We start from the raw sequence: 9,524 nt of genomic DNA on the forward strand, positions 1-9,524 counted from the left end.
ACAGCGTAGTGGCCGGACACCGGCGGTCTTTCCAGAACGTGCACCGCGCATCCGGGCCCGGGATGCGCGAAACCGGCCGGATCCCCCTGGGAGCCAGGCTGCGCCGTGCAGCGGCAGGGGCCCGGCCCACCGGCCGGCGGGTGCGTCAGCCGTCGTCCGGGTCCGCAGCCACGATCTCGGCCAGTTCCTGGGCGGGCAGGCGCGACCACGCGGCGATCTCCTCCAGCGCCACCCCGGCGGTGACGGCCGCGGCGGCGGTGTGCACGATGGCCTGATCGATCAGGGCGGCACTACGGCTGAGGTGCTCCAGCAGCGTGCGGGCCACCTCGGCGGTGGTGCCGCTGTGCACGCCGCGCAACTCCACCAGCTCCTCCCGGGCCTCGTCGACCAACTGCGTGATGTGGCACCGGTGTTCGGCGCTCACCGTGGCCCGCCACCGGCTACCAGAGCCGCCCGACTGCTGCTCTGCCGCCAGGATGCGCAGCTGGCCGGCCATCGTTGCGGGCTGCTGTTCCCGCTTCACGTGCCACGGATCCTCCCGCCACCCCGGCGGCCCGGCCTCGCCGCGGCGAGCGCGCACGACCGCGCCCGTGAAGTCGCTCAGCGGACTGCCGGTATCGGCCGCGAGCAGCGGCCCCAGCCAGGCGCGGCCCACCCGCTCGCCCAGTCGCCGGCAGAACGCGTCGCCGGTGTCCCGTGCCCTCGGCCGCAGGCCGCCGCTCGCCCGCCAGGCCAACTCGGCCATCGCCGGCTCCAGCAGCGCCCCCGCCACAGCCACGACTTCCGGGAAGATCGCCGCGTCCCGACCCACGATCCGCCACTTGGCCAACTCGTCGCCGACGCTGCCGCCCGCCAGCTGGTGCAGACGGTATGGCCAGACCTCCTCCTGCTCCCAGTACAGCGCCTGCTCCCACCAGCGAGCCACCACCGCATGCGCCAGCTGGAACGCCTGCTCCGGCTCCACCCCGGCGCGCCCCGCACGCCGCGCCACGCCTGGCCACCGCCGCTGCGCGGCCACCACCTCGGGCACACTCCCCAGATCGAGGTGTTCCAGCGGCTGGTCCGCATCTGCGCTCAGCAGCCACCGCCCGTGCCGCACGCAGACCCGCTGCCAGCGCGGCACGTACCGCACCGCCCGCACCGCCGCCCCTGTGCGCCGCGCGGTGCACAACCGGCAGCCGAACGCTGCCGGACCGGCCACCGCGCCCGCCGCTCGCCACCGCGCCTGCGCCACGGCGGCCTCCCGACCAGTACCGATCTTGGGATCGTCCACGGTGAAGGCGGGCAGAGCGCGCGCCAGCACCGTCGGCTCCACCCCGCACAGCTCGGCAAGCACAGCCCGCCCGGCCTCGTTGAGGACGACCTCCGCGTCGGCCCGCACGCCGCCGCCGTCGTGCCGGGCGGGGGAGTTGCGACACGTCCAAAGCCGCAGCACGCCGGCGGCAGGCAGACCGTAGCGGTCCGCGACTCGGTCGATCAGTGACGCGGTCAGCTCCCCGGCCAGCGGCACGGTCCGTAACACCCCTGCTGTCACAGCTCTCCCCGACGCCCTGTCCTGATCCTCTCCAGCGCCCTGACCCGCTACAGCTTGAACTCGAGGTCGACGATGTCCTTGAGTTCCACTTCAAGGCCGTGGGCGCGGCGGCCGCTGTCGCGGAAGTAGACCTCGCCCAGCGCCTCGGCGGCGAGTTCGCGGAGGTCGTCCTCGTCGACACCGTCGCCCTGGGCTTCCAGGAGTCGGGCGGCGTGCCGGGGCGGCAGGGCGAGGGTGAGGTGACGCACGCGGGCCTGGTCGGTGCTGCCGGCGGCGGCGGTGTAGCCGAACCGGGCCTGGACATCGATCATGATGCCGCTCGTGGTGGCCGCGGCCTGCTTCGCCCGGGCCCTGATCTGCGGCTGCCAGCGTGCGCGGACTTCGCGTTCGAGGCGGTCGGCGAGCTCCGGCCGGGGCCTTTTGATCTGGTTCCTCACATACCGCTCCACCGTGCGCTGGCTGATGCCGAGCAGCTCAGCCACGCGCCGGGTACTGCGCTGATGCTGCCGGACCAGGTAGCGCATCTGCGCTCCGGCGGACTTGGGGACAGGTCGCGTGAACGCCCCCTGCACCGCCTTGTCGAGTTCCTCCCCGACCGTGACCATCGCCGCCTGCTCTCCTACTCTCCGGTGTCCTTGGAACTGATTTCGCCGGTCTTGATGTAGCGGGCGAGGTTGGCGACACGGTTGTCGTCGGCGAGTTGCTCGAGCACCTCTGCCCCCCACAGCACGCTCTGGGTGCCCTCGTGCTTGACCATCCCGGGCGACACTCCCAGCCGGAACGAGCCCGGCACGGTCTTGCCGCCGGCGTCGTAGGGCAGGACGTCCAGCGGGCTGGGGCCGTCGGCGGCGTACACGGCGCAGTCCGACAGGACCGCGACCGGGTAGCGGCCGGTGGCCGCCGCCAGGCAGAGCATCTTGCGGTGCATGTTGACCCGGGCCCGGGAGATGACGGCCGCGCGGATGTCCGGGCGCCACGTCGGCCGGGCGAGCGCGGGCCAGGCATTCCCCGGCTTCCAGCCGCCGCCGCGCGCCTTCTCCTGCAGCTTGCCGATCCCGCCCTTCACGGTCATCTTGACTGCGTCCACGACGATCCCCAGCTCCGGATCACGGCTCTTGTATCCGTCCATCGCCTCCAGGAACTCGGCCGGGGAGAGCTTCTCCGCGACGCCGAGATCCGCCATGGTGGCGACGTAGGCGTCGCGCAGCCGCTTGTACCAGCCGTCCAGGAACCGGCCGCTCTCACGGCGCAGCCATGCCTCCACGGGCGCGACGTCGTAGCCGAGCTCGACGGCGTACGCCACGGTGGGCGTGGCGTACCAGGCCGGACCGGTCGGGCGTTCGCCGTTCGGCGTGAACGGGCTGGGCAGCAGCGCGGCATCGAGGTCGCGCCACTGCTTGGCGACCTTCACCCGGGACAGGTCGACGTGGGAGAGATCAACCAGCCAGGAGCCGGGCACCGCCGCATCGAAGACCGGGCGGGTGACGTGCACGGGCGGCGACGCCAGACCGACGACGGCGCCGTTCGCCGCCGCGCCGAAGGCGAGATTGACGTCAATGCCGACCAGGTAGCGCTGCATGCACTCGGCATCGGTCAGATCCCGCGCCCAGTCGTATGCCTCCTCCAACAGCTTCTCGTCGGGGCCGCGTACGTGGAAGCGGGGCAGGTCGGCCAGGACGGGGTGGCCGTCGGTCGCCTCGCACGGCGCGGGGTCGACCGGCTGCGTGCCCAGCGAGCCGGGCCGGTGCTCGGAGTGGCGCCGACTGTCGGCGTCCGGTTGGCTTGCGCGGGTCGGCGGGTTGAGCGCGGTCATCAGCTGCAGGCCCGTGACGGCCGCAGAGCCGACCGGGGTCATCACCCGCTGCGCGTACACGCCCAGCACCCGGGCCAGCTCCGCCGGCTCCAGCTGCGCGGCATGACCCCACGCACGGGTGTCCAGGGCGCGCCAGGACGGGATGCACAGCTGCACGCACTGCCGACGGCCCCCCTGAGCGGGGCGGTAGATCCGCGCCCACGGCCCCAGCCCTCGCTTGGTGAGCTGCCAGTCCGCGCGCTGGAGCTGCTTGATGACCTTGTGTCCCTCCGCCAGCCGCCCGGCGAGCCGCTCGGCCTCGGACAGTGCGGCGGGCAGGCCGTAGCGCTCGCATGCGGCCTCGGTGAGCACCAGCAGCGGGTCGGCGTCCTTGCCTGAACCGTGCAGCCTCTCCGCCCCCAGCTGCGCTTCGGCCAGCGTCCACTCCACCAGCGCAGTCAGCGACTTGGCGGGCACGTCCAGGATCAGGCCGCCGATGCCGTACCCGGTCACATTCCGCTGCGCGTCGGCGTCGAGGACGAGCAGCGGACCATGCGCGTACGCACCCCCGGGCGCGGGTGTGCGGGCCGGGGCGGCCTTCGGCGCGCCCGGGCGGCGCGAGGTCTGCGACGGCCGGGCGGCGCGTGCCGGACGCGGCGCGGCGGCCTGTGCGCCCACCGTGGCGGAGGAAGCAGACGAGGACGCCTCGGGTGTGGCCCTGGCCGCAGCCTTGGGTACCCCGCCTTTGGGCTCAGTCTGCGCCGTGGGCGCCGGGCCGCTGAACGTCTTTGCTGCCGGGGCGTCCTCCTGCGGTGCGCCGGTGCCCTCAGGGGCGGGGTAGAGCTGCGCGAGCTGCCCCAGCAGGCGCGCGTACGCCTCCCGCTCCGGCGGCCGCGGCTCGCTCTTGCCCGACTCCCAGCCGCTGACGGTCGCCCGCCGCACGTCCAGGGCCGCGGCCACTTCGTCCAGGGTGAGCGCGTGGGCCTGGCGCAGGCGCTTGCGCTCCGCCGGCGGCGGCAGCGGGGAGCGGGACGCGACCAGCGCGTCGACCGCATCGAACAACTCGGACATGGGGCACCTCCACCACCCACCCTACCCCATGAACCGTACTTATCGCGTACGAATAGCAAACATTTCGCGTACACATGGCGTTCGTGGGTGGTAGGGTGCTCGATCGGAGGGGGTGTCTTGGAGGTGGCTTCGCCGCCCCTCCGGCCCGTCCTGCCGCCCGTTTCGGATTGAGGAAGAGCTGTATGACTGTGGTCGAACTGCCGCGGCCCGGCCGTCCTGAACGGGCGCGGCTCTTTCCCGACCAGGCCGAGGCCGTCGAGCGGCTGGCACGGCACCTGCGACGCCCTGGGACGCGGGGGCTGTTCGTGGCGGCGACGGGCACCGGCAAGACGCTGGTGTCGATCCGGGTGGCGGACGCACTCGGCGCGCGGCTGGTGCTGTTCGTGGTGCCCACCTTGGACCTGGCGGCCCAGACGGCGCTGGCCTGGCGCCGCGACGGCCACCTGGAACACATGGTGATCGTCTCCTCCCTGGACGCCGCCGGCCGCGACGACCTAGTGGCCGCCCGCGTCATGTCGACCAGCGCCCCCCACGCGCTGGGCGGCCTGATGTCGGTGGTGGGGGAGGGGGAGGATCAGATCCCCGCGTTGACGGTGATCTGCACCTACGACTCCCTGAACAAGATCGAGGAAACCCAGAAGACGGGGTACGCAGTCCCGCCGTTCGACCTGGCCGTCATGGACGAAGCGCACCGGATCGCCGGCCGGGCCGACAAGAAGTGGGCGATCGTCAACGACCCCCAGCGCATCCACGCGGACCGCCGCCTCTACATGACCGCCACCCCCCGCATCTTCGCCGCCCCCGAGCTGGCCGAGTCCGCCGACACCACCCGCCCCCGTCTCCGCCCCCGCCCGGCCGGCCCGGACCTGGACGCGTTCGCCAACTCCATGGACAACGAGGCCGTTTACGGCAAGAAGATCTTCGAATACCCCCTCGCCCAAGCAGTGGCCGACGGTCGCGCAGCGGACTACCGCATCGTCGTGCCCACGCTCGCCGACGCCGACCTGCGCCGCCGCCTGAACTTTCCCGCCCCCGCCACCACCCCTCCCGGCGACAGTGAGGGCGAAGGGCCGGACAGCGCGCTGCGCACCACCGCCCTGCACCTGTCCGTCCTGCGCGCCATGACCGAACACGGTCTGAAGAAGGTGCTGGTCTACTTCAACCTCGTCTCCGACGCCCGCCGCTTCGCCCGCGAACTGCCCCACACCCTGCGTCTGCTGGCCAGGACCGACCCCAGCCTGTGCCCGGACATCACCCCCCAGCTTTTCTTCGCCCATGGCGAGCACACCCCCGCCCAGCGCGCCGACACTTTCGCGGCCTTCGCCGCCGCCGACTGCGCGATCCTGGCCAACTCCCGCCTGATCGCCGAGGGCGTCGACATCCCCAGCGTGGATGCCATCGTCTTCGCCGACCCCACCCGCAGCGTGATTCGCTGCGTCCAGGCCCTTGGCCGCGCCCTGCGCCTGGACGTCTCCGGCAAGACCGCCAGCCTCATCGTCCCCGTCTACGTCCCGCCCGGCGCCGACAGCGAGAACATCCTCGGCACCGCGTATGAGCCGGTGTGGGCGATCGCCTGTGCGCTGGCCAGCCACGACCACCGCATCCTCGAGCGCCTGCCCGACAAGGCCAACCGCCTACCCAGGGAGACCAGCGACGTCATCGAACGCCGCTGGCACTTCGACTTCACCGTCCACCCCGAACGCATCGCCCAAGCGATGGACCTGGCCTCCTTCGACCCCCGCGACCCGGCCGTCTCCCGCTCCCGCCGCCTCGGGCTCGCCGCCGCCCAGTCCTACCGCGACCAGTACGGCCATCTCGATGTCCCCGCCGACTACACCGACCCCACCGGCTATCGTCTGGGCACCTTCATCACCACCATGCGCGACGCCCACTCCGCCGGCCGTCTCGAACCGGACTGGACTGCCGAACTCGACGCACTCGGCATGATCTGGGACAAGCACGACGCCGCCTGGCGCGCCCGCCTGGCTGCCGCCGTCGACTACCTGCGCACCCACGGCCACCTCGCCGCACCCGCCACGACCGCCGTCGGCTCCTGGCTCGCCGAACAACGCCACCTCGCGGCCAAGAACACGCTCGATCAGGCCCGCGCTGATGCCCTGACCGCACTGGCTGCCGACTGGCGCCTGCCCCACGGCGCGGACTGGCACCGCAAATACCACCTGCTGCGCGCCCACCTCGCCGACGGCGCCGACTCGGCCGCGCTCACCCGCGACACCCTCCTGGCCGGTGTGAAGATCGGCTCCTGGCTGCACCGCCAGCTCACCACCTGGCACACCCTGCACCCCGGCCAGCAGCAGCTGATGACCTCCCTCGGCCTGACCCCCGAGACGAACCCGCTCGCCCCCGCCCGCCGCACCCGCCGCACCTTCGAGCAGACCGTGCAGCTCCTGGAGCTCTTCCTCCACCGCGAAGGCCGCATTCCCGCGGCCCGCGAGGCGATCCGCGTCGACGGCGACACCGTCAAGATCGGCGCCTGGCTCGCCAAGGCCCGCACCAAGCACCGCTCGGGCCAGCTCCCCGACAACCACGTACGTCTCGTCGCCGCCCTGTTCGAGGGGGATTGGACGGCCGAAGACGCCGTTCCGGCCGTCCTTGTGTAGCCCTTGAAAGGCTGCGCAGTGGTCCGTCCCCGAGCCGTGCGCGCTTGCTGGATGAGCCTTCCCGTCCCGCCGGTCCAAGAGGCCCTGCACCGGCGAGGAAGGCATGCCAGGCCGCGTTGCCGGGGACTACCAGGGTGCGTGGTGACCGTGGCCGCCGCGCGCCAATTGCTGAGGCAACGTCAGCCGCCCTTCCTTCTCGAGCCGACGCAGGGTGCGCCGGACCTTGCCGACACCGGGGAGTGGGCTTTGCCGGTACAGGCTCTGCTCCATGAGGTCTCGCAGCCACCACGTCCGGTCGGCGTCGCGGAAGATGACCGCCGCCGGCCGGGACCACTCTGGGGGAGGGGCGGGGAGGTGGATGTGGTCGGCGACGCCGGGGGGCAGCACGTTCGCGAGCAGGTGGCTTACCCCCATGGTGTCGGTCGCTGAGTCGTAGGTGATCAGGAAGACGTGGTGTACGGGGCGCTCACTGCCGTTGGCCGCACTGGCGATCCAGTGAGCCGCGGCGAGGTCGTACCCGCAGCAGTCGCCGCGTTCGTCACGGCAGACCACTGCGTCGGCTTCTGAGCGGCTCTCCTTGTCCTGCGCGCGCCGCAGGGTGACAGCGCCGACCCACAGCGCGCCGGTGCTGCCGAGTCCGCTGACCCAGGCAGGGATCGTTCCCCAGTCGATGTCCATGCCTGCACCGTGTCCTGGCCAGCCGCACGAGAAGGGCGTCTTGAGCGACTTCTGAGCTCTCCGCGGGCTGCGGGACCCGCGTGCGGCGAAGCGCCCTGGTAGCCGGGGCCAGTGTGGGCCGGACCGCTCAACACCGCAGTGTGCGTGGCGTAGTGGCTGCTGGCGGGAGGTCGACCCGGTGCAGCGGCTGTCTCCCTCCGCTGCTGAACCTTGTCTCGAAATCGCTGTACTGCTCTGTTTGCTAGTCGTGTATTACTGGACATCAATAGTGCTGTAGCTAGGTACAGCACTTGAGTTGAGAGGGGAGAGCACGTTGGTCTACGACATTCGTCCGCTCGCCAACGGGCTGCGGACGGACCACCCGGTTCCGGGCCTGCCGTTCGTCGACGACTCGCATCTGCCGCTCGACGACGGCCCGGACGCCATCGAGGCAGTCGGCCGCAACAAGGGCGAAGGCATGTGGGGCCGGTGCGACCCCTCCCACGAGGGAGGATGGCTGGCCTTCACCACCGACCCGATCGCCCACCACCTGGGCTGGGCCGTCCGCCACCACCCCGACCACGGCCGCACCGTCCTCCTGCTCCGCGACGAGGACACCGCCAGCCTGCACACCTACTGGACAGGAGCCCCGCTGCTGTTCCGGGCCGGCGGCTACTGGTGGGACGGCGACACGTGGTACCGGCCCGGCCAGATCTGGGACCCGGTCACCGAGGACTACGCACGCCACAAGGCACGCGCCACCGCCACCGTCCACGCCGCCGACATGCTGGACGGCCACGCCCACCCGGCCCGCACGCACCTGTACAAGGTCGCCACCTTCGATCCGGCCACCGCACAACCGGAGAACTGGACCGATGACCTGACCCGGTGGGCGCAGCACCACCAGAAGCAGGACGACCCCCTGCCGTTCGAGAAGTGCGTCGTCGACCTGGCCAGTCCCGAACTCGCCGGAGACCGGCTGCTCGGCGTGCCCGAGATGGCCGCGCTCGGCGGCATCACGGCCTCCACCCTGCGGGGCTACATCTCCCGCGGCGAGAACGACGTACCGCTGCCCCAGGCGACCGTCGGCGGCCGCGCCCAGTGGTCCCGCCCCGTCGCCGAAGACTGGGCCGAAGCCAGACGCCGCTCCTCCGAAGGGCTGAAGGAGGCCATGTCGGCCGGCGACCGCCACCATCTCGCTCCGGGGGCGGCCCAGATCCGCGACCGGTTCAGCGAGACCTTCTTCCGCTTCCTGTGGAAGCGCCCCGACACCCGCAAGCACTGGGCCCTGCGCCACCGCAACGAGCCGAGCGTACGGGAGGTAGCTGACCAACTGGCCTTCGAAGTCGCCGACAGCCTCCGGCAGATCATCCCGACCGACGCCCTCGGCCCGACCCTCCGCCACGCCATCCTGGAAGACTTCACCACCTCGCTCCGCACCGCCGAACGCCGGGGCCGTGAGCTCAAGGACTTCGACCTCATCCTGTCGCTGCCCCTGGCGAAGATGCTCAGCTGGTTCATCCAGCACTTCCCGACCTCGGCCCAGTGGTACATCGGCGAAATCATGGGCGAGGCGGACAAGCAGCTCGGCATTCCCGCTCAGGTGTCGGGCGAAGCGCTACGGCGGTCCGCGATCACGAACGGGCACCTCGACGCGCAGGCCGCCAAGGAGTTCTTCTCCCGTGTCGTGCCGAGGGAACCGGAGAGCTGAGACCTCCAGCGAACACGGAGGAGGGGCGGAAGCCATCGACAGTGGCTCCCGCCCCGAGGTGGTGTAGGAGCCCGGTCACGGCTGACAGGGAAGGCCAGGGCCAAAGGCCTCGCCCGTCCCGAGGTATCGACGACTGCG

Annotated in this window: 6 protein-coding genes; 2 read left to right on the forward strand and 4 right to left on the reverse strand. The window is 71.8% G+C overall.

Going from position 1 to position 9,524, the window contains the following annotated elements; translation table 11 throughout:
• Nucleotides 1-145: 145 nt before the first annotated feature.
• Genes K7396_RS35560 through tap form a run of 3 tightly spaced genes read right to left on the reverse strand, consistent with a single transcriptional unit; the run spans nt 146 to nt 4,397 of the window.
• Entirely contained in the window at nt 146-1,534 is a 1,389-nt protein-coding gene (locus K7396_RS35560) for a TniQ family protein (RefSeq protein WP_086719809.1), read from the reverse strand.
• A gap of 47 nt (nt 1,535-1,581) precedes the next feature.
• A complete protein-coding gene (gene tpg, locus K7396_RS35565) occupies nt 1,582-2,139 on the reverse strand; it encodes a telomere-protecting terminal protein Tpg (RefSeq protein ID WP_086719808.1) in 558 nt (185 codons plus the stop codon).
• Nucleotides 2,140-2,153: 14 nt separating this feature from the next.
• A complete protein-coding gene (tap, locus tag K7396_RS35570) occupies nt 2,154-4,397 on the reverse strand; it encodes a telomere-associated protein Tap (RefSeq protein ID WP_086719807.1) in 2,244 nt (747 codons plus the stop codon).
• Nucleotides 4,398-4,579: 182 nt separating this feature from the next.
• Here tap and K7396_RS35575 point away from each other — a divergent pair, with 182 nt between their 5' ends.
• Nucleotides 4,580-7,018, forward strand: coding sequence for a DEAD/DEAH box helicase (locus K7396_RS35575; RefSeq protein WP_152104918.1), 2,439 nt, complete (start codon nt 4,580-4,582; stop codon nt 7,016-7,018).
• Nucleotides 7,019-7,144: 126 nt separating this feature from the next.
• On the opposite strand, the gene K7396_RS35580 is transcribed toward K7396_RS35575, so the two are convergent.
• A complete protein-coding gene (locus K7396_RS35580) occupies nt 7,145-7,696 on the reverse strand; it encodes a hypothetical protein (protein WP_086717927.1) in 552 nt (183 codons plus the stop codon).
• 313 nt (nt 7,697-8,009) lie between these two features.
• Between K7396_RS35580 and K7396_RS35585 the strand changes: the two genes are divergently transcribed.
• Nucleotides 8,010-9,386: a helix-turn-helix transcriptional regulator gene (locus K7396_RS35585; protein WP_086717928.1), complete on the forward strand. Its 1,377-nt coding sequence runs from the start codon at nt 8,010-8,012 to the stop codon at nt 9,384-9,386.
• The last annotated feature ends 138 nt before the right edge of the window (nt 9,387-9,524 follow it).

Origin of the sequence: Streptomyces angustmyceticus (genome assembly GCF_019933235.1) — a bacterium.
GTDB lineage: Bacteria > Actinomycetota > Actinomycetes > Streptomycetales > Streptomycetaceae > Streptomyces > Streptomyces angustmyceticus.

Bases quoted from the DNA above. Each gene is read 5' to 3' on its own strand.
- K7396_RS35575 (WP_152104918.1), top strand. From the start codon at position 4,580: ATGACTGTGGTCGAACTGCCGCGGCCCGGCCGTCCTGAACGGGCGCGG.
- K7396_RS35580 (WP_086717927.1), bottom strand. From the start codon at position 7,696: ATGGACATCGACTGGGGAACGATCCCTGCCTGGGTCAGCGGACTCGGC.
- tpg (WP_086719808.1), bottom strand. From the start codon at position 2,139: ATGGTCACGGTCGGGGAGGAACTCGACAAGGCGGTGCAGGGGGCGTTC.
- tap (WP_086719807.1), bottom strand. From the start codon at position 4,397: ATGTCCGAGTTGTTCGATGCGGTCGACGCGCTGGTCGCGTCCCGCTCC.